Genomic DNA, 20,177 nt, shown 5'->3' with positions numbered 1-20,177 from the left:
GCCGCCTCGTACGCCCGGCACGGACGACCCGTCCCGATACCCCTGCAATCCCCCAGGCACCCCTCACCACCGGCACCCGCCGGCCCAGGAGCCCCATGAGCACCCCGAACGCACCCACCACCCCGGCCCCGCGCCTTCTCCACCACCAGGTCGACGGCCCCATCACCGGACCGCCCCTCCTCCTCGGGCCGTCCCTCGGCACCGCACTCTCCGTCTGGGACGCGCAGACCGCCGGCCTGGCCCGCGACCACCGCGTCGTCCGCTGGGATCTGCCCGGACACGGAGGCAGCCCGGCCGGACTGTTCCCCGAGAGCGGCGGCGTCGCCGACCTCGGCCGGCAGGTGCTGCGCCTCGCCGACGCCCTCGGCATCGACCGGTTCGCGTACGCGGGCATCTCCCTCGGTGGCGCGGTCGGGACCTGGCTCGCCGTGCACCACCCCGACCGGATCACCTCGCTCGCGCTGGTGTGCTCCTCGGCCCGTTTCGGTGATCCGCAGGCCTGGCACGCGCGGGCCGCGCTGGTACGGGCCGAGGGCATCGGACCGGTCGCCGACACGGCTGCGGGCCGCTGGTTCACCGCGGACTTCGCCGACAGCCCCGCGGCCCGTGCCGTCGCAGCGGGCCTGCGGGACGTCGACCCGCACGCCTACGCCTCGTTGTGCGAGGCCCTCGCCGCGTACGACCTGCGCGGCGACCTGCACGCCGTCACCGCCGCCACGCTCGTCGTGGCGGGCCGCGACGACCCCGCGACCCCGGTCGCGCACGCCCGCGAACTCGCCGACGCCATCCCCGGCTCGACCCTGCTCGAACTCCCGGGCGCCTCGCACCTCGCCAACGTCGAACGTCCCCTCCCCGTACAGGCGGCGCTGCTGAGCCACTTCACGGCCGGGGGCGCGGCCGGCACCGACGACGCGTCCCGGCACACCGCGGGCGATGCCGTACGCCGCACCGTCCTCGGCGACGCACACGTCGACCGGGCCATCGCCCGGACCACGCCGTTCAGCGCCGTCTTCCAGGACTTCATCACCCGCTACGCCTGGGGCGAGGTGTGGACGCGGCCCGGCCTCGACCACCGGACCCGGCGGTGTCTCACCCTCACCGCCCTGGTGGCACGCGGCCACCACGAGGAACTGGCCATGCATCTGCGCGCCGCGCTCGTCAGCGGCGACCTCACCCCCGAGGACGTCCAGGAAGTCCTGCTCCAGGCGGCCGTCTACTGCGGAGTCCCGGCGGCCAACGCCGCGTTCGCCGCAGCGGACCGGATCCTCGCCGACATCGGCAACACCCCAGAGGAGACGAGGTAGCCCATGCCCATGCACACGACCGTGGGAATCATCGGCGGCGGACCGGCAGGGCTCCTGCTCGCCCGGCTGCTCCACCGCGCCGGTGTCGACTGCGTGGTCCTGGAGAGCCGCGACCGCGCGTACGTCGAACAGCGCCAGCGCGCCGGCATCCTCGAACAGCCCACCGTGGACGCCCTCCGCGAGGCCGGGGCCGCCCGGCGGCTCGACGCCGTGGGCCTGGTGCACGACGGCATCGAGCTGCGCTGGAACGGCCGGTCGCACCGCATCGACTTCCCCTCCCTCACCGAGGGGCGCCGGGTGTGGGTCTACGCCCAGACCGAGGTCGTCAAGGACCTCATAGCGCTCCAACTGGCCGACGGCGCACCGCTGTTCTTCGGGGCCACGGTCACATCGGTCGAGGGGGCCGACACCGGACGGCCGACCGTCCGCTACACGCACGAGGGCCGCGACGAGGTCCTGACCTGCGACTACGTGGTGGGCTGCGACGGATTCCACGGTGTCACCCGCGCCGCGATCCCCGCCGGGGCGCAACGCACCCACGAGCGCGTGTACCCGTACTCCTGGCTGGGCATCCTGGCCGACGTACCGCCGTCCTGCGATGAACTGATCTACGCCCACTCGCCGCGCGGTTTCGCCCTGCACAGCATGCGGTCGCCGGAGGTCAGCCGCCTGTACCTCCAGGTGCCCAACGGGACCGACCCCGCCGACTGGCCGGACGCGCGGATCTGGGACGAGCTCGACGCCCGCTTCGCCGTCGACGGGGACTGGACGCTGCGGCGCGGTCCGATCACGGCGAAGTCCGTTCTGCCGATGCGCAGTTCCGTCACCGAGCCCATGCGCCACGGCCGCGTCCTGCTGGCCGGCGACGCAGCCCACATCGTGCCGCCCACCGGGGCGAAGGGGCTCAACCTCGCGGCAGCCGACGTCGTCGTCCTCGCCCGCGCGCTGACGCGGCTGCACGCGACCGGCTCGTCCGATCTGCTGGACGCCTACTCGGACACCTGTCTGAGCAGGGTGTGGCGGGCCGAGCACTTCTCGTACTTCATGACCACCACACTCCACACCGACCCGGAGCAGAGCGGATTCGACACCCGGCTGCAGATCTCGCAGCTGGACAGGATCGCGGACTCGGCCCACGCCGCCGCAGAACTCGCGCAGAACTACGCCGGTCTGCCGCTCCCGTAGGGCCGACGCCGGCGGAGCTGCGGTGAGGCACGCAGCGATCGAATAGCAGCGCAACTGATCGCATTTCGGTACGAAACGACACGGCTCCGCCTCCGTCCGGTCGGGTGCGGCGGCGGCCGTGCACCACCCGGGCCGCGGTGTTCTACTGGCCCGCGCGGACAGGAAATCCGCCGCCACCGGTACGGGCGCCGGCGGAGCGCGGTCCGTGCGCGGCCGGGCGGTGGGAGCAGCCGACAGGACGGTGGGGTGACGGGGCCGTGAGGCTGGCCGGGAGAGACGTCGGCGGTCGGTACCGGAAGGAGACACGCCTCGCACGCGGTCGCGACGAGGTGTGGGTCGCGCACGACACGGTCCTCGACCGGAAGGTGACCCTGGCGCGGATACGGTTCCGTGACGGCGGTCTCCGGGAGGCCGGCGCCGTCCGTTCCCTGGCCCGGATCCGGCATCCGCACCTGGCCGCGCTGTACGACACCGCGGCCGTGCACCGGGACGAGGCCTGGGTGGCGATGGAGTACGTGCCGGGTGTCAGCCTCGCCGACCGGCCGCGGATGTCCCTGGGGGAGGCGGCCAGGATCGGTGCGGAGGTCGCCGGGGCACTGGCGGCCCTGCACCGCGAGGGCTGGGTCCACACCGGTGTCCGGCCGGGCAACATCGTGATCACGGCGGACGGTACCGCCCGGCTCACCGGACTCCACGCGGCGCACCGGGTCCGCGATCCCCTGGACGACTCGACCCTCACCGGCGACGTCCACCTGTCCAACCCGGGCTTCGGCGCCCCCGAGTCGCTCAGCGGCTACTGGCCCGAGGCCGCGTCCGATGTGTTCTCCGTCGGCGCGACGGTGTACACGCTGGTCACCGGGGTGCCGCTCTACCGCGACGAGGACGTCGAGGAGTTCCGCAGCGGCTGGATGGCGGAGCCGGGGGCCGTGTCGCTGCCGGAGGACGTCGGGCCCCTGCGACAGGTGCTGTCGGCCCTGCTCCAGCGCCACCCGGGACGCCGGCTGAGCGCGCTCGGGGCGCAGCGTCAACTCGCCGCCGCCGCCGAGCAGATCTGCGCGGACCCGACGGCGGACGCCGCGTCGCCCCCGGTCGTGCTGTACGACCCCCCGCCGCCTTCGCCGCCGAAGGAGTTGCACGAGGCAGCCCCCGCACCGCTGCCCGCGGCACCGCCGGCCGTTTCGTCCCCGCAGCCCCCGGGACCGCTCCCGCCACCCCGCCGGCCCCACCGGCTCGGCGCGGCACTCCTGACCCCGGCGGTGGCAGCCGCCGCCTTCGTGACCCTCGCGGTCACGCCGTGGACCCCGCTGAGCCACGGGTGGTGGCTCGTCCTGTGGGCTGTGCTCTGCGTCATCCTCACCCGGCCTCGTAACACGTCGCCGGCGCACGCGCAGTCCGTAACTCCGCGCCGCCGGCCGCGCGTTCCGGACGGCGCGCCGTCACGGCGGCGGGCGGTCCTGCTGGGGCTCCTGGATCTCTCGCCCGCTGACGTCACTCACCGGGCGGCCGGGCAGGCCGGCCCCTCGGTGGAGGAACTGCTCCGTCGCGCCTACGACGAACTCGGCCCGCCCCCGGGCTTCGCACACCCCGAGCCCGACCACACCGACGCGGGGTCCGACGGCCCGACACCTCTGGGAGACGTCTCGTGACCGCCCCCGCACCGGCCTCCGCCCCCGATCCGGGAGAGGTGAACGAGGCCGGCCACGGCTGGCAGGACCTGCCGCTGGCCGAACAGATCGCCCAGTGGGAACGCGTCGTGCCCGGCAGCGCCGAACGCATGCTCCGTCAGGTCGAGGCCGACTACGAACACCGCCGGTGGAGGGAGCGGACGGAACTGCGCTGCCGGGTGGCCGGCATGGTCCTCGGCGCCGGGGCCGTCACCGGAGTGCTGTGGGTCGCCAAGCACCTGATCGACGCGGGCGCGGCCACCGCGGGCGCCGGACTCCTCGGCAGCTCGGTCGCCGCGCTCGTCGGCCTGGTCCTGACACGACAGCGCCAAGCGGGCTGACGGGCTGGGAAGAGGGGCCAAGTGGCCCACCCGCACAGCCTCGAAGTGCCCCACGCAATGGAGCCGATTCCTGCGTAACGTCAGGGCCATGCCGAACCTACTGCCCCCGCCCGGACCTCAACGCACACTCTCACTGGCCCAGTTGAGCAACTCCGTCGGCGACGGCGCGTACTACGTCACCTCGGCCCTGTACTTCACCCATGTCGTCGGCCTCGCACCCGCCAGGATCGGTCTCGGACTCACGGTGGCCTGGGCCGTGGGCTCGGTCGTCGGGGTACCGCTCGGCCGCATCGCCGACCGCCGTGGCCCGCGGGGGACGGCGGTGCTGCTCGCCCTCACGACCGCTGTCGCCGTCGCCTCCTTCCTCGTCGTACGGGACTTCGCCCTGTTCCTCGCCGCCGCCTGCCTCTACGCCACCGCGCAGTCCGGCCTGGCCGCCGCCCGGCAGGCGCTGCTCTCCGGCCTGGTCGCCCGGGAGGAGCGCACCGGAGCCCTCGCCCATCTCCAGTCGACGCTCAACGCGGGCCTCGCGGTGGGCGCCGCGCTCGGCGGCCTCGCCCTGTCCGCCGGGACCACGGCGGCGTACCTCGCGGTGTTCGCCGTCGACGCCGTGAGCTTCCTGCTCTGCGCACTCGTCCTGCTGCGGCTGCCGGCCGTCGCCGCGGTGCCCGGGGAGCCGGGCGCGAAACTCGAAGTGCTGCGCGACCGGCCGTACGCCGTCGTCACGCTCCTCAACACGGTCCTGCTGCTGCGGATGCCGCTGCTCAGTCTCGGTCTGCCGCTGTGGATCACCGAACGGACCCAGGCTCCCGAGTGGCTGGTCTCCGCGCTCTTCGTGCTCAACACCGGGGCAGTGATGCTCTTCCAGGTCCGCACCGCCCGCTCCGTGACCGGCATCCCCACGGCCGCCCGCGCCCTGCGCCGCTCCGGCGCACTCATGCTCCTCACCTGTGCCGTCTTCGCCCTCTCGGCCGTCGACTCCCCCTGGGGCGCGGTCACCGCCCTGGCCGGCGGTTCCGTGCTCCTCGTCGCGGCGGAGATGCTCCACTCGGCGGGCTCCTGGCAGCTCGCCTTCGATCTGGCACCGGCGGGACGCATCGGCGAGTACCAGGGCTTCTTCGGTACGGGTGTCACCGTCGCGCGCACGCTGGGGCCCCTGCTGCTCACCGCGCTGCTGGTCGGGTGGGGCCCGGCGGGCTGGCTGCTGCTCGGCGGCGCGGTCCTCGCCGCTTCGTACGCGCTGGGTCCGGTGGCCCGGTGGGCGGCCGGAACACGCCGGGAGCCCGCGCCCGCGGCGGTTCCCGCTCAGGGCGTCTGAGCGGGAACCGCCGGGGTGCGACGCCGTCAGGGACGCGGCCGGTGCCCGAACCGCACCCCCTCCCACGGCGTCCCGGCCGGAAACGACTCCACGCGGCGCTGGCCGGCCGGACGGGCCGCCGCCCGCTCGATCTCCGGTTTGGTCCCCTCGACCCGCACCAGCCACTCCAGCAGTTCGGCGCGCAGGGTGTCGGCGACCTCCCGGTGCGAGTCCAGGCCGACGAGGTTGTCCAGCTCGTACGGGTCCGCCGCCAGGTCGTACAGCTCCGTCTCCGCGTAGCGGTCCGCGCCCCGGTCGTTCCAGGCATCCGCACCTGGCGCGTCCACCGCGTACTTCCAGCGGGAGGTACGGACCGCCCGCCCCACCCGGTCCTCGCTGATCTGGACGAATACGGAGCCGGGCCGGCCGGGATCGCGGCCCCCGCCGGTCAACGGCAGCAGGGAACGCCCCTGGACACCGTCCGGCACCGGGAGGCCGGCGGCGGCCAGCAGGGTGGGCATCAGGTCCACCGTGCCGACGGGCTGCCGGACGAGCCCGCCGCCGGTGAAGCCCGGCCCGGTGAGCGCGAGCGGCACCCGGACGGACGCCTCGTGGGCCGAGCGCTTGTACTCGCTGTTGCGGGTACGGAAGTGGGAGCCGTGATCCGCCGTCCAGGCCAGCACCGTGTTGTCCTCGGTCCCGATGCTCCGCAGGGCGTCGCGCAGCCGGCCCACCCCCTCGTCGACCCGCTTCAGCTGACCGAGGTAGCCGGCCAGGTGACGGTGCGCACCGCCCTGCGGGGCGCCGGGAGAGAGCGCGGCCAGGTCCGGCGGCAGCCAGGCTCCCTCGTAGCGCTCGCGGTAGCCCGCCGGGGCCGGGTAGTCGTCGGTCGGGTTCTGGTGGTGCGGCTCCAGCAGCGAGAGGAACAGCAGGTACGGGCGGTCGTGGTGGTCGGCCACGAACCGGATCGCCGCGTCGATCAGCGCGTCCGAACGGTATCCGGGCAGCCGGACGGCGGCCCCGTCCTCGTCGTACACCACCGTGCGGTAGGCGTCCGAGGTGAACTCGAGCCGGTCCGAGGCGAGCCACCGGTCGTAGCCGCCCCGGCGGCCGTGCTCCACCGGGCCGTCCGGCTGGTCCTCGCCCGCCAGGTGCCACTTGCCGATGTACCCGGTCGCATACCCGGCCGCCGCGAACTGCCCGGCCAGCGTGGGAATGTCGCGGGGGAGCGGCAGACCGTTGCGGAAGACGCCCGCAGCGGTCGGGTAGCGGCCGGTCTGCAGCGCCGAACGAGCCGGTGCGCAGACCGGGTTGGGAGTGATCGCCTGTTCGAACAGGGTGCCCTCGCGGGCGATCCGGTCGAACTCGGGAGTCACCCCCGCCGGATTCCCGTGCACACCGGCCGTGTCCCAGCGCTGCTGGTCGGTGAGGACCACGATCACCTGCGGGGGCGCCCCGGCGGGGGGCGCCACTGCGCCACCCGCCGGGAGCGGTGCCTCACCGTGCGGAACGGACTTCGTCATGCGCCGGCCGTCGCCGCTGCCTCGGCCGTCGAGGCGCCGGACGCGATCCCGAAGGACGGGTCGGGCACGGCCTCGGGGCTGATGAGCGTGGAGGTGCGGCCGTCCGTGCCGACGGGGACGTCGCCGTCGATGGTGACGCGCCGCAGCTTGCGCTCGTGGGTGTCGGAGTCGTCCACGCCGTAGTGCTGGGTGGCGCGGTTGTCCCAGATGGCGACGTCGCCCACCTGCCAGTCCCAGCGCACCGTGTTCTCCGGGCGCTCGATGTGGGACTGGAACAGATCGACGAGGGCGCGCGAGTCGCTCCCGGTCAGCCCGGCGATCCGCTGGACGAAGTTGCCGAGGAGCAGCACGCGTTCGCCGGTCTCGGGGTGGACGCGGACCACCGGGTGCTCGGTGAGGAACTTCGTCGACGTGAACACCTCGCGGTACTTCGCGAGCGCCTCCGGCAGGGCGTTGGGACGCAGGGCGACGTAGTCGTAGTCGTTGGAGTGGACGGCCCGCAGACTGTCGGCCAGGGTGCGCAGCTGCTCCGGCAGTTCGGCGTACGCGGCCGCGGTGTTGGACCACAGGGTGTTGCCGCCGTACGGCGGGATGACGACGGCGCGCAGGATGGAGAAGGCCGGGTAGGCGGGCACGAACGTGACATCGGTGTGCCACTGGTTGGCCCGGCCGCCGTGGTCCGAGTCGATGCCGAGCGAGTAGCGGCCGTCCGCGGACGGAACGGTGGGGTGCGCGACCGGGGTGCCGAGCAGCCGGCCGAACGCCTCGTGGCTGTCCTCGTCCAGGTGGTCCTGGCCGCGGAAGAAGACGACCTTGTTGGCCAGCAGCGCGGACCGGACGGCCGCGACGGTCTCGGGGGCGAGATCCGCGCCGAGGCGCACCCCGGAGATGACGGCGCCGATCCGGCCGCCGAGCTTCTGGACGGTCACGGTGGGAGCGGGGGCGGTGGTGGTGGAGGTCATGACGGGTTCCCTTCGAAGGACACGCTCCTCCGCCGGCCGTTCATGGCGTCCGGCCGACGGCGGAGTTGATTAATTCGGGAGCGGAAGTAATGAAGGCGTCGGACCGCCCACCACCGGACCTGGGCGGTCCGGGAGAGCGGTGGGGCGGCCGGAGCCGGATCAAGTGCGGCGCAGCCCGGGTGAGTCGGTGCGAGGAGCAGCCCGGTGCGTGCGGTGCGGGGGCCGCCGGGTCAGGCGGCGGTACAGGAGCCCGGACACGCGGGCTGCGGTGCGGTGCGGCCGGCGCGGGCGGGCCGCGCATCGGTAACGGCCGTCGCGAACATGTTCCGGAGACTTCCAGCGCCCCACGGTCGGCGTCAAGCGCCCCGGCCCGCCCCGCGGCGGGCCGGGCAGTGGTTCAATCGGCCCTTGCGCCGGGCCCGCACCCCCACCGGACAGGCGTCGCGAAACAGCTTCTGACCTGCGGGTTCACCTGCCGTGCCGGAGAGCCCGTATCCCCCGCCCCGCCACCGGGTCCCAGCCCGGAGGCGAATTCATGCCGCCGTAACGTTGCGACCGCGCCCGTGTCGCAGGACCGAAGGACGACCTCATGACAGCTGCCTCCCACGTCTTCCGGGCGACCGGTGACGGCCGGCGCGAGGCCAACGCCGCCACGGTGCTGCGCACCGTGCTCGACCACGGGCCCGTCGCCCGCCGTACGATCGCCGACCTCTCAGGGCTCAGCCCGGCCGCCGTCTCCCGCCAGTGCACGGACCTCGTCGGCCTCGGCCTGGTGCGCGAACTGCCCGATCCGGTGGCGGGCGGCGGAGTCGGCCGGCCGCAGATCCCCGTCGACCTGCACACCGGGGAGAGCGGCGGACCGGTGGCGGCCGGGGTCCACATCGGGGTGCCCGGATCGACGTTCGGTCTGCTGGACCTGCGCGGCCGGCTGCTCGCCCGGCGCTCGCTTCCGCACGAGGGCATCGCGCCGGGGGAACTGTCGCTCCGGATCGTCCAGGGGCTGCGCGCCTTCCTCGCCGACACGGGCCGGGGGCGGCGCCTGCTCGGAGTGGGCGCCGCCCTCGGAGGCTGGGTGGACCCGGGCACGGGGACGGCGGTGCGGCATGACGCGCTCGACTGGCAGCAGCGGCCGATCGCCGCCGAACTCGCCCGTGGCCTGGGCGGACTCGACGTACGGATCGACAACCACGCCCGGGCGGTGGCCCAGTCGGAGATCCTCTTCGGCCGCCCCGCCGCGCGCCGCAGCCTGGTCCACCTCTTCGTCGGCAACGTCGTCGACGCGGCCCTCGGCATCGCCGGAGTGGTCCACCAGGGGCCGGGGTCCGGAGCCGGTGACGTGGCCCATCTGCCGGTCCCGGACTCCACGGTCATCTGCCCGTGCGGACGGTCCGGCTGCCTGGAGGCGACCGCGTCCAACACCGCCGTCGCGCGGACCGCGGTGCGCCGCGGCATCGTGCCCGAGCCCGACGCGTTCCTCGTGGTGGACGCCGCGGCGGCCGGCGACCGGCGGGCCGACCGGCTGCTGCGCGAGCGCGCCCGCGCGGTCGGCCGGGCGATCGCCCTGCTCCTCGATGTCCTGAACCCGGACCTGGTCGTCGTCACCGAGCACTCCAGTCTGCTCAATCCCGACTACCTGGAGGAGATCCGGGGCGCGGCGGTGGACCTGTCCCACGTCTGCCACGACCCTGAACGCATCGTCAGTCCGCATGCCGGGACGGCCGTCCTCCCCGTCGCCGCGGGCACCATTCTGCTGAACCCGCTGTTCAGGAGCCCGCTCGCGGCATCCAGGAGCTGAGCATGCGACCCGGGCGGAAACGGGACACGTACCAGGATCCGGACAGACCGGGTTGACCGTCCGGCGAAGCCACTGTCATATTGCTCCCGTGAACCCGGACATGCGCCTCGTCTCCCGCAGGCACGTCGACCTCTGTCGGCAGGCCAGCGCGGTCTGTGCTGTCCGCGTCTGACCCGGACCGCCCCTTTCACCGGCCCGTCCCGGGTGTGCGCGGCACCTCACTGACACCGCACCGGCACCGCGGCGTTCCCGCCCGGAGCCGGTTCCCCGAGGTCCCGCACCGCGTCACGGCCTGAGCGCCGTCGCACTCCGCACACCGCCTCCGCCCGCACCGAACGGCCCACGCTCCCGCCGTCGGCGCTGATTCCGTACGTCCGCCAAGTGCCCCCGCGCGGTGCGTCCTTGATGCTGTGCGGCCCCTCGCCTCAATTTCTCCCGCTGCGGAACGAATCACGCGGCGGAACGCATGCACCGGCGCGTCCACTCCCTTCACCGTCCTCCACCGTCACAGGCAGGCTTCGATGACCGAGCTGTACCCCCTCACGCCCCCCGGGCCCTCCCGGCGCTCGACGCTGCGCGCCGCAGGAGGCGGCACCCTGCTTCTCGGACTGGGTCTGGCGGGCTGCCGCTCGGCGGTGTCGGACTCCTCGTCCGCACCGCAGGGCGCGAGCGCCGTACCCAGGCGGGGCGGTGTCCTCAACGTCGCCGTCAACAGCGACTTCACGCCCGCCCTGCTCTTCTCGCAGAGCGGGCAGTCCCTCCAGCACCGGCTGATCTACAACACCCTGACCCGTTACGACGACCGGCTCAGCCCGCAGCCCGAGCTGGCCCGCTCCTGGACGTACGCCAAGGACGGGCGAAGCATCACGCTCCGGCTGCGCGACGACGTGACCTTCCACAACGGCCGCGCGTTCACCGCCGACGACGTGATCTTCGCGGTGAAGAACCTTCAGAACCCGGTACGCGCAGCCCAGTTGCGCAGCACGGCCGCCACGGTCAGCGGATTCGAGAAGCGCGGCGACCACGAGCTGGTGCTGAAGCTGGCGCATCCGGTGAACAACCTCTTCGACCTCTTCGAGTTCATGATCATCGCGGACTCGGAGTCCGTCGAGGACGCCGTCACCGGGAAGAAGCTCATCGGCACCGGGCCGTTCCGGCTGAAGAAGTGGAGCCCCGGCTCCGGTCTGAGCCTGACCAGGAACGACAGCTACTGGCAGGCGGGACGCCCGTACCTCGACGGAGTCGAACTGCGGGTGATACCGCAGGCCGACGCGCTGATCTCGTCACTGCGCTCCGGCCAGTCCCAGCTCTCCTTCAACGTGCCGGGCAAGAGCCTCGGCGTCGTGAAGAGCGATCCGCACCTCACCATCAGCGACTACGACACGGGCGCGGGCGCCGTCTACCTCGGCGTCAACACCGCCATCGCCCCGCTGGACGACCGGACCGTCCGCCAGGCCCTCGCCTGGGCCGTCGACCGCGACCGGCTGCTCGCCCAGACCCTCGGCGGCTACGGCCTCGCCTCGGCCGCCCCCTGGCCCAAGTCCTCGCCCGCCTTCACCGAGGCGCACCGCACCCACTACTCCCACGACCCCGGCAAGGCCCGTGAGCTCCTGAAGTCCGCCGGGCACAGCAAGCTCGAACTGCCGCTGCTGCACCTGGCGCTGCCCAGCGAGACGGCCATCGCCGAATCCATCCAGTACGACCTCAAGCAGGTAGGCGTCCACGTCACGCTCCAGCCCACCGACCCGGCCACCGGCCAGAAGAAGCTCATCTCGCAGGGCATGCCGGCCCTGTGGACGATGGGGCACGGCTTCGCCCAGGTGCAGCCCTCGACCCTCGCCGTGAGCGCCTATCCGTTCAACGAGGCGAAGAACACCTCCAAGTACCGCTCCGCCGAGTACACCAAGGTCGTGCGCGCGGCCTGGACCGAACCCGAGACGAACGCGGCCGCGGCCAACGCGCAGCACGAGAAGATCTCCGCCATCCTGCTCGACGAGGCGTTCCTCATCGACCTCGTCGTCCGCGGACAGGTCCAGGTCGCCACCGACGGGCTGCACGGCGTCACGCTCAACAAGTTCTCGTACCTCAACCTCGACAACGCCTACCTGGTGTGACATGCGCAGCTACGTGATCCGCCGGCTGCCGTCGGCCCTCCTCGTCCTGCTCGCCGCCTCCTTCCTGATCTTCACCATCCTGCGGCTCGTCCCGGGGGACCCGGCCACCACCCTCGCCGGTCCCGACGCGGACGCGGCGACCGTCGCCGCCATCCGCGACCGGCTCGGCCTCGACGCACCCCTGCTCTCCCAGTACGCCCACTGGATCGGCTCGCTGCTCACGGGCGACCTCGGACCCTCGTACGCGATCGGCGGCCAGACCGCCGACCTGATCGGGGACGGCCTCGGCGCCACCACCGAACTCACCCTGGCCGCCCTCCTGTTCGTGATCGTCCTCGGTACGGCCTTCGGCGTGCTCGGGGCCACCTCCCGCAGCCGCTGGATCCGGACCGCGGTCCGGGTGACCACGACCGCCGCACTCGCCGTGCCGCCCTTCGTCAGCGGGGTCCTGCTCGTGCTGCTGTTCGCGGTGATCCTCGGAGTGCTGCCGCCGGGCGGCCGGGTCGCCTTCCTGACCGCGCCCGACCTCGCCGCGCAGTACCTGGTGCTCCCCGCGCTCTGCCTGGCCCTGCCCAGCGCCGCCGTCCTCGGCCGCTACCTCAAGGACGGCATCGAACGGGGCCTGGCCGAGGACTACATCCGCACCGCGACCGCCGCCGGAGTCGCCCCTCGCCGGCTGCTGTGGCGCCACGCCCTGCCGAACGCCCTCCCGCCCGTCGTCACCCTGCTCGGCATGCAGGTGGGCCATCTGCTCGGCGGAGCCGTACTCGTCGAGGCCATCTTCGCCTGGCCGGGACTCGGCCAGCTCGCCGAACAGGGCCTCCAGCGCCGGGACTACCCGGTCGTCCAGGACCTGCTGCTGCTCCTGGTCGCCGTCTTCGTCCTCGTCCAGCTGCTCACCGACCTCGTGTACGCCTGGCTCGACCCCCGGATCAGGTGGGAGTAACCCATGACCTCGACGACCGACCTCCTCGCCGCCGGCCCGCCCCCGCCGGCCTCCGGGCCACGCGGCCGGACCCGCGGCCGCCACCCCTACCGCAGCGCCCTGTCCACCGCCCGCGCCCGCACCGGCCTCGTCCTCGTCGGCGCCGTGATCCTCGCCGGGCTGCTCGCACCGCTCATCGCCGGACACGGCCCCACCGACCAGAGCGGCCAGAGCCTCGCCGCCCTCGGCACCCCGGGCCATCCGCTGGGCACGGACGACCTCGGCCGGGACCTGCTCAGCCGCGTCCTCCACGGAATCCGAGCCGACCTCGGCATCATCGCGGTCGCCGTGCCCCTCGGCGCCGTACTGGGCTGCCTGTTCGCCCTCGTCGCCGCCGCCCACCCGGTGGCCGACACCGTCGTCCAGCGCGTCTTCGACCTCCTGCTCGCCTTCCCCGGCCTGATCCTGGCGCTCGCCGTCACCGCGATCCTCGGCCCCGGACGCCTCCCCGTCGTGCTCGTCATCGCCCTCGCCGAGATCCCCGCGTTCGGACGGCTGCTGCGCGGCGGAATCCTCGTCCAGCGGGAGCGGGAGTACGTCACCGCCGCCCGGGTCGGCGGCAGTTCGGGCCGCCGGGTGCTCGTCCGGCACATCCTGCCCAACGCGGCCGACCCGCTCATCGTGCAGATCGCCGTCTCCCTGACCGTGGCCGTCTTCATCGAGGGCGCGATGAGCTTCCTCGGCGTCGGCGTACGCCCGCCGGAACCCACCCTCGGGGCCGTGCTCAGCCAGTCCATGCCCTACCTCGCCCAGGCCCCCAACTTCGCCGCGGGCCCCCTGATCACCGTGACCGCGCTCGTCCTCGGACTCTGGCTCATCGCCGAGGCGCTCAACCGGGAGATACGCCGATGACCGCCCAGGAGCTGCTGCAGGTCCGTGACCTCGGCGTCGAGTTCACCGCACCCGACGGTTCGGCGCTGCGCGCCGTCCGCGGTGTGTCGTTCACCCTGAACCGGGGCGAGACCCTGGCCGTCGTCGGCGAGTCCGGCTCCGGCAAGTCCACCACCGCGCTCGCCCTGAACCGGATGCTGCCCGGCACCGGCCGCATCACCACCGGCACGGTCCACCTGGACGGCCGGGACCTGGCCGCCGCCACCGGACAGGAACTGCGCGCGGTGCGCGGCGCCCGCATCGGCATGATCTTCCAGGACCCGATGACGGCCCTGAACCCGGTCCTGACGGCCGGCCGCCACATCGAGGAGGTGCTCCGCGCACACGGCGACCGCGACAGGGCCGCCCGCAGGGCCCGCGCCGTCGAACTCCTGGCCCGCGTCGGCATCCCCGAGCCGCACCGGCGCGCCGACGACCACCCGCACCAGTTCTCCGGCGGCCAGCGCCAGCGCATCCTCATCGCCATGGCCCTGGCCGGCGAACCCGACATCCTGCTCGCCGACGAACCGACCACCGCGCTGGACGCCACCGTCCAGGACCAGATCCTCACCCTGCTCGCCGACCTCAACCGGGAGACCGGCACCGCCCTGGTCCTCATCACCCACAACATGGGTGTCGTCGCCCGCGCCTGCGAACGCGTCCTGGTCATGTACGGCGGCACGGTCGTCGAGGACGGGCCCACCGCCGAGGTGCTGAGCCGCCCCCGCCACCCCTACACCGCGGGGCTCCTCGCCGCAGTGCCCCGCCTCTCCACCCCGTCCGGCACCCGGCTCACCGGCATCCCCGGCAGCCCGCCCGACCTCACCCTGCTCGGGGACGGCTGCGCCTTCGCCGACCGCTGCACGCTGGTCGAGGACCGCTGCCGCACCGCCGCACCACCGCTCACCCGCACGGCGGACGGGGTGCACGTCGCCTGCCTGCCCGCCGCCGCGCGGACCGAACCGCTGCCCGCCCCGGCCCCGCCGGCCCGCATCGACCGCCCGGCCCCCGGGCCCGTCGTCCTGGAGGCGGAGGGGCTGCGCAAGACCTACCGGCGGCGCGGTGTCCGGCGGCACGCGGTCCCCGCGCTCGACGGGGTGTCGCTGAGCCTGTCGGCGGGGGAGACCCTCGGCATCGTCGGTGAGTCCGGCTCCGGGAAGTCGACCCTGGCCCGGGTGCTGGCGCACGCCCACACCGCGGACGAGGGCAGCATCCGGCTGAACGGCGAGGACGTCACCCGGCCCTCGCGGCGCGCCCTGCACGCGGTGCGCCGCCAGGTCCAGATGGTGTTCCAGGACCCGTACGCCTCGCTCAACCCCCGGATGACGGTCGGCGAGATCGTCGCCGAACCGCTGATCGCCTTCGGCCTGGGCGACCGGGACGAACGCGAGGCACGGGTGGCCGAACTGCTGCGCCGGGCCGGCCTCGACCCGGCGGTCGCCGACCGGCATCCGCGCTCCTTCTCCGGCGGCCAGCGCCAGCGCATCGGCATCGCACGGGCACTGGCCCCCGAACCCTCCGTCCTCATCTGCGACGAACCCGTCTCCGCGCTCGACGTGTCGGTCCAGGCACAGATCGTCGGCCTGCTCACCGACCTCCAGCGCGACCTCGGGCTCGCGCTGGTCTTCATCGCCCACGACCTCGCCGTCGTCCGGCAGGTGAGCCACCGCATCGCGGTCATGCACCGGGGCCGGATCGTGGAGACCGGCAGCGCCGACGAGGTCTGCGAGAACCCCCGCGACCCGTACACCCGAGCCCTGCTGGCGGCGGCCCCGGAACCCGTACCCCCGGCCGCCCGTGCCGCGGTGGCACAGAAGACGGAAGCGCTCGCGTGAGCGCGTGCCGCACCCGGCGGCCACGACACCGCGGGCAACGACCCGGAGCGGTGCACCGACCCGCGGCGGACGGGCGCACGCGTCATCCCCGGCCGTTCCCACCCGTGCCGCGCCCCGGACCGCGACCGCTGCCGGCCCGTCTCCTCCCGCTCGTCCCGACGCCTCACGCTCGTCCCGACGCCTCACGACGGAGCCCCCAGCCGATGACCACGAGCACCCGCCGCGACCCGTACGAAGGCTTCCCGGGCCGGATCGGCCGTACCTTCGCCGAGTCCGAACCGGCCTGGCCCGCATCCCGCACCCCGGGCGGCCGGGCCCCCAACATCGTCGTCGTCCTCGTCGACGACATGGGCTACAGCGACATCGCCCCGTTCGGCTCCGAGATCGCCACCCCCACGCTCACCGCCCTGGCCGAGGACGGCGTACTCCTCAGCAACTACCACACCATGCCGCTGTGTTCACCGGCCCGGGCCGCCCTCCTCACCGGCCTCAACCCGCACCGCGTCGGCTACGCCATGGTCGCCAACTCCGACCCCGGCTTCCCCGGCTACGGCATGGAGATCGCCGACGACATCCCCACCCTCGCCGAACTCCTCCACGACTCCGGCTACGCCACCTACGCCGTCGGCAAATGGCACCTGGTCCGCGACTCGGCGTCCAACGCGGCCGACGACCGGGAGAACTGGCCCCTGCGCAAGGGCTTCGACCAGTACTACGGCGTCCTGGAGGGCCTCACCAGCCTCTTCCACCCGCACCAGCTCGTCCGCGACAACAGCCCGCTGGACATCGACGAGTTCGCGGACGACTACTACTACACCGACGACATCACCGACCAGGCGATCTCCATGGTGAAGTCGCTGCGCGCCCACGACCCCGACAAGCCGTTCTTCCTCTACCTGGCGCACAACGCCGTCCACGGCCCCCTCCAGGCCAAGGCCGAGGACATCGACCGCCACCGGGGGCGCTACGACGAGGGCTGGGACGTACTGCGCGAACGCCGCTTCGCCGCCCAGCTCGCCACCGGTCTCCTCCCGCCGGGCACCGGACTGCCCGACCGCAACAGCGAGGCCGGACTCGACGTGCCCGCGTGGGCGAGCCTCACGAAGGAGCAGCAGAAGCTCTACGCCCGCTACATGGAGGTGTACGCGGCGCTCGTCGACAACATCGACCAGAACCTGGGCCGCCTCACGGAGACCCTCGACGCCCTCGGTGAACTCGACAACACCATCATCGTCTTCACCTCCGACAACGGCGGTACCGGGGAGGGCGGCGCGGAGGGCACCCGCTCCTACTTCAGCCGCTTCGTCCACCATCCCGCGCTCCCCGGCGACTGGACCCCGGACGTCGACCGCGACCCGGAACTGATCGGCGGCCCGCGCAGTCTGGTGCACTACCCGCGCGGCTGGGGCATGGCCTCCAACACGCCCTTCCGGCTGTACAAGGGACACACCTACGCCGGCGGCGTCCGCGTGCCCTTCGTGCTGTCGTGGCCGAAGGGAGCCCGCGAAGGACAGCTCGCCCCCGGCCTGCGCACCCAGTACCAGTACGTCACCGACATCGCCCCCACCCTGCTGCGGCTCGCCGGACTGGAGCGGCCGGCCGCCCGGCGGGGCGTCACGCTCCAGGAGCCGGACGGCGTCGGTTTCGCCCCCGTGCTCGCCGACGCGGATCACGCCTCCACCCACCCCGAGCAGTACTGCGAGATGACCGGCAATCGCAGCTACTACCGCGACGGCCACAAGCTCGTCACCCTCCACCGGCCCGGCACGCCCTACGACGACTCCGAGTGGGCGCTGTACGACATCAGGACCGATCCGACCGAGATCCACGACCTGGCCGCCGAGCGGCCCGCCCTCGTCAAGGAACTGGCGGCCGCCTGGGAGGACGCCGCCCTGCGCAACGGGGTCTTCCCGCTGCCCGACCTCAGCGGAGCGCTCGCGCGCCGCAACCCGGCCGAACAGCGGCTCGCCCGGCCGCTGACCCTGCTGCCCGGCACACCGGAACTGGAGCGCTACCGCTCCTCCCGGCTGGTCGCGCTGCGCTCCTTCGAGATCGCCGTCGCGATCGACGAGACGGGGGAGGGCGTGCTCGTCTCGCACGGCGACCAGGGCGGCGGCTACGTCCTCTACGTCGAGGAGGGCCGGCTGCGCCTCGCGTACAACGAGTACGGCGTGCTCCACGAGACCGACGCCGGCCCCCTGGCGCCAGGCGGGCACGCGGTCGTGCTCGCGGCCACGGCCGAGCAGGGGCTGCGCTGGAGCTTCACCCTGAGCGTCGACGACGAGGTACGGGCCACTCCCCGTAGCGTGCACCAGCTCATCGGCATGGCCCCGTTCCAGGGCATCAGCATCGGGATCGACCGCAAGTCTCCGGTCTCCTGGCCGCTGTTCGAGCGCCACCGCTCCTTCCGCTACGGGGGCCGACTGCGGTCGGTGACCTACCGCCCAGGTCCGCCGGGGCCCGATTCGCCGGAGGCGGTGGCGGCCGCCCTCCGGGAGGCGGCCGCGGCGTTCGAGTGAGCGTGCGCCCGATTGGCGGCGGCCGACGGGCGGAGCTAACGTCGGGGGAGTGAACGATCGCGTTCACTGACGGTTCGAGTGCGAACGACGAGTCGCGTGCGAACGACGGCTCGACCGACGAGCAAACCCATGACGGGCTCCCAGGCGACACCCCGGCAGGCTGCCGAATCCCCGAAGAAGGGACGCGGCAGCGGGATCGCGCTTCTCGTCATCTGCTCGTGCCAGCTGATGGTGGTCCTCGACATCACCATCGTGAACATCGCGCTCCCGCACATCCAGACCTCGCTGGGCTTCTCGACCGAGAACCTGTCCTGGGTGATCAACGCCTACACGCTGACGTTCGGCGGGCTGCTCCTGCTCGGCGGCCGGCTGGGGGACATCCTCGGCCGCCGCCGCGTCTTCATGTTCGGTGTCGCCCTCTTCGTGCTCGCCTCGTTGCTCGGCGGGCTCTCCCAGGAATCGTGGCAACTGCTCGCCGCGCGGTCCCTCCAGGGAGTCGGCGGCGCGATCGCCTCGCCCACCGCCCTGTCGCTCATCACCACGACCTTCCGTGAAGGCCCCGAACGCAACAGGGCGTTCGGGGTGTTCGCGGCCGTGTCGGCAGGCGGCAGCGCCATCGGTCTGCTGGCGGGCGGCGTGCTGGTGGAGTGGCTCGACTGGCGGTGGATCTTCTTCGTCAACGTGCCCATCGGCCTGCTGATCGTGCTCGCCACCCGGCGCTACATCCGGGAGTCGGAACGGCATCCCGGACACTTCGACGTCGTCGGTGCCCTGACGGCGACCCTGGGCATGGTGTCCCTCGTCTACGGCTTCATCCGGGCCTCCGAGGAGGGCTGGAGCGACTCGCTGACCCTCGTCGCCTTCGCCGCGGCCGTGGTGCTGCTCGGCTCGTTCATCATGATCGAGAGCCGGTCCCGGCAGCCCATCACACCCCTGTGGATGTTCCGCGACCGCAACCGCTCCGGCACGTACGCGATGATGCTCTGCCTCGCCGCCGCGATGTTCGGGATGTTCTTCTTCCTGACGCTGTTCGTGCAGAACATCCTCGGCTTCAGCCCGCTCAGGACGGGTCTCGCCTTCCTGCCGGTCAGCGTCATCATCGCGATCGGCGCCGGTATCACCTCACAGCTGCTGCCCAAGCTGGGACCCAAGCCCTTCATGGTGACGGGTTCGCTCCTGGCGGCCGCGGGTCTGGCGTGGCTGACGCAGACCGATGTGCACAGCTCGTACCTGGGCAGCATCCTGGGACCGGTGCTGGTCTTCGGCCTCGGCATGGGGCTGCAGTTCGTGTCGCTGACGCTGATGGCCGTCTCGGGCGTGCAGCCGAAGGAGGCCGGCGCGGCGTCCGGCATCCTCAACACGACGCAACAGGTGGGCGGCTCGCTCGGTCTGTCCATCCTGGTCACCGTCTTCGGCACGGCCAGCCGCAACGAGGCCACCAGCCAGGCGCCGAAGTTCCTCGCCGACGCGACCCCGGCCCAGCTGGCGGAGTTCCGCAGGACCGGACAGCTTCCCGGGCAGTGGGGCGATCAGGTCCTGACGTCCGGCGTCTCCAGTGCGTTCGTCGTCGCCGCGGCCTTCGCCGTCGTCGCCGCCCTGGTCGCCCTGATCGTCATCCAGGTGCGCCCCTCTGACCTGGAACGCCTGCGCGGGGGCGCTGCGATGCCCGGGGCGGGTGCGGCGGACACGCCGGCGGAAGGGGCGGCCGCCGCCGATGTGCCGGACCCGGCGCCGCGGCGGCCCGGTCCGGACGGGATGGACCGTCCCGGCCCCGACCGGTAGC

General features: G+C 73.2%; 14 protein-coding genes. 12 read left to right on the top strand and 2 right to left on the bottom strand.

Translation table 11 applies throughout. The features are described from left to right. Window positions 1-95 precede the first annotated feature (95 nt). From OG521_02465 to OG521_02445, 5 genes are all read left to right on the top strand, one after another. Window positions 96-1,304 (top strand): alpha/beta fold hydrolase, encoded by a 1,209-nt coding sequence (locus OG521_02465; GenBank protein WUW19702.1) that lies wholly within the window; start codon window positions 96-98, stop codon window positions 1,302-1,304. Between the two features lie 9 nt (window positions 1,305-1,313). Next, window positions 1,314-2,489, top strand: coding sequence for a 4-hydroxybenzoate 3-monooxygenase (locus OG521_02460; GenBank protein ID WUW26553.1), 1,176 nt, complete (start codon window positions 1,314-1,316; stop codon window positions 2,487-2,489). A 257-nt stretch (window positions 2,490-2,746) separates the two neighbouring features. Next, entirely contained in the window at window positions 2,747-4,135 is a 1,389-nt protein-coding gene (locus OG521_02455; GenBank protein WUW19701.1) for a serine/threonine protein kinase, read from the top strand. Then, window positions 4,132-4,494 (top strand): DUF2335 domain-containing protein, encoded by a 363-nt coding sequence (locus OG521_02450; GenBank protein WUW19700.1) that lies wholly within the window; start codon window positions 4,132-4,134, stop codon window positions 4,492-4,494. Before OG521_02455 ends, OG521_02450 begins: the two co-directional genes overlap by 4 nt. Window positions 4,495-4,582: 88 nt before the next feature. Further along, on the top strand, window positions 4,583-5,812 hold the full coding sequence (locus tag OG521_02445; protein WUW19699.1) for an MFS transporter: 1,230 nt from the start codon (window positions 4,583-4,585) through the stop codon (window positions 5,810-5,812). Between the two features lie 26 nt (window positions 5,813-5,838). Here the strand turns inward: OG521_02445 and OG521_02440 are convergent, their stop codons facing one another. Next, window positions 5,839-7,314: a sulfatase-like hydrolase/transferase gene (locus OG521_02440; protein ID WUW19698.1), complete on the bottom strand. Its 1,476-nt coding sequence runs from the start codon at window positions 7,312-7,314 to the stop codon at window positions 5,839-5,841. Further along, the gene (locus OG521_02435; protein WUW19697.1) at window positions 7,311-8,276 is read right to left on the bottom strand and encodes a TauD/TfdA family dioxygenase; all 966 of its coding nucleotides are present in this window, start codon (window positions 8,274-8,276) and stop codon (window positions 7,311-7,313) included. Before OG521_02435 ends, OG521_02440 begins: the two co-directional genes overlap by 4 nt. A gap of 589 nt (window positions 8,277-8,865) precedes the next feature. On the opposite strand from OG521_02435, the gene OG521_02430 reads away from it, so the two are divergent. The 7 genes from OG521_02430 to OG521_02400 all read left to right on the top strand — a co-directional run bounded on the left by OG521_02430 (window position 8,866) and on the right by OG521_02400 (window position 20,176). After that, window positions 8,866-10,071 carry an ROK family protein gene (locus tag OG521_02430; GenBank protein WUW19696.1) on the top strand — a complete coding sequence of 402 codons (1,206 nt, stop codon included), beginning with the start codon at window positions 8,866-8,868 and terminating at the stop codon, window positions 10,069-10,071. A gap of 521 nt (window positions 10,072-10,592) precedes the next feature. Then, a complete protein-coding gene (locus tag OG521_02425; GenBank protein WUW19695.1) occupies window positions 10,593-12,185 on the top strand; it encodes an ABC transporter substrate-binding protein in 1,593 nt (530 codons plus the stop codon). A gap of 1 nt (window position 12,186) precedes the next feature. Continuing rightward, a complete protein-coding gene (locus OG521_02420) occupies window positions 12,187-13,131 on the top strand; it encodes an ABC transporter permease (protein WUW19694.1) in 945 nt (314 codons plus the stop codon). Between the two features lie 3 nt (window positions 13,132-13,134). Continuing rightward, a complete protein-coding gene (locus OG521_02415; GenBank protein WUW19693.1) occupies window positions 13,135-14,022 on the top strand; it encodes an ABC transporter permease in 888 nt (295 codons plus the stop codon). Next, complete coding sequence (locus OG521_02410; protein WUW19692.1) at window positions 14,019-15,875, top strand: ABC transporter ATP-binding protein; 1,857 nt, start codon at window positions 14,019-14,021, stop codon at window positions 15,873-15,875. Before OG521_02415 ends, OG521_02410 begins: the two co-directional genes overlap by 4 nt. A gap of 203 nt (window positions 15,876-16,078) precedes the next feature. Next, the gene (locus OG521_02405) at window positions 16,079-18,394 is read left to right on the top strand and encodes an arylsulfatase (protein WUW19691.1); all 2,316 of its coding nucleotides are present in this window, start codon (window positions 16,079-16,081) and stop codon (window positions 18,392-18,394) included. 129 nt (window positions 18,395-18,523) lie between these two features. Further along, window positions 18,524-20,176 carry an MFS transporter gene (locus OG521_02400; protein WUW19690.1) on the top strand — a complete coding sequence of 551 codons (1,653 nt, stop codon included), beginning with the start codon at window positions 18,524-18,526 and terminating at the stop codon, window positions 20,174-20,176. Window position 20,177 lies beyond the last annotated feature (1 nt).

The organism is Streptomyces sp. NBC_01463 (assembly GCA_036227345.1).
GTDB lineage: Bacteria > Actinomycetota > Actinomycetes > Streptomycetales > Streptomycetaceae > Streptomyces.
Note: the sequence above shows the minus strand (reverse complement) of the source record. Positions and strands in the feature narration are given on the sequence as shown.